Here is a 1022-nt window from a genome sequence, read left to right on the forward strand (position 1 = left end):
TTGCGGAGGCCAGAACATTCTGGCCGACGCCTGCGCCAGCTGGAATGTCGAGACGCAAGAGTGGAAACTCTCCAACGTCTTTGACGATACGACCTGCGACGATTGCGGCATCGACGTCAGCGCCGTGGAGCGCCCCGTTCAGGAGGGCGCATGATGGCCCAGTTCGATGTTTACCAGCATGTCACAGACCAGATCATTGCCAGCATCGAGGATGGCACCCCGGTCTGGCGGAAGCCATGGACCGGCGATCAGGGCGGCATTCCCTTTCCCCGCCGCAGCACCGGCGAGTTTTATCGTGGTATCAATATCCTGATGCTCTGGGCGCGGGCCGCTGAACAGGGCTATCGCAGCGCCCATTGGTTTACCTATCGTCAGGCGCAGGAGGCAGGCGCGCAGGTCCGCAAGGGCGAGAAATCCGCAACGGTCGTGAAGTATGGCACCGTTGATCGCACTGATGCCGAGACCGGCGAAGAAAAGACCATCGGCTATGCCAAAGCCTATCGCGTCTTCAATGCTGACCAAATCGACGGCTTGCCCGAAGACTTTCAGGCCAAGCCCATCGAGGCCCCGCGCGATCTCGGCACCGAAACCGATCCGGCACTTGACGCCTTCTTTGAGGCGAGCGGGATCGCGCGGCGCAGCAGCGAGCGGCCGGAAGCCTTCTATGATGTGGCGGGTGATTTCATCCACATGCCGCCCGTCGCGACGTTTCATGACGCCGCCGGATATTACGCCACCCTGGCCCATGAAGCCTGTCACGCCACGGGTGCTGTGCATCGGCTGGACCGTTTCAGCCGGTTCAACGGGCGCACTGATCGCGCTTTCGAGGAACTGGTTGCCGAAATCGGCAGCGCCATGGTCTGCGCCCAGATCGGCGTGACGCCGGATTTCGGGCAGACAGCCGCCTATGTCGAAAGCTGGTTGCGGTGCCTCAAGGACGACAAACGGTTCATTTTCAAGGCCGCAACCGAGGCCCAGAAAGCCGCCGACTGGCTGATGCGCACCGCGCCAGCGGACCTCAG

Annotated in this window: 1 protein-coding gene; it reads left to right on the plus strand. The window is 62.0% G+C overall.

Annotated features, from left to right (window positions below; translation table 11 throughout):
* Positions 1–153 precede the first annotated feature (153 nt).
* On the plus strand, positions 154–1022 hold an 869-nt coding region (locus FNJ84_RS21745; protein ID WP_255471375.1), incomplete at its 3' end, for an ArdC family protein.

This window comes from Paracoccus sp. M683 (assembly GCF_007096355.1).
GTDB lineage: Bacteria > Pseudomonadota > Alphaproteobacteria > Rhodobacterales > Rhodobacteraceae > Paracoccus.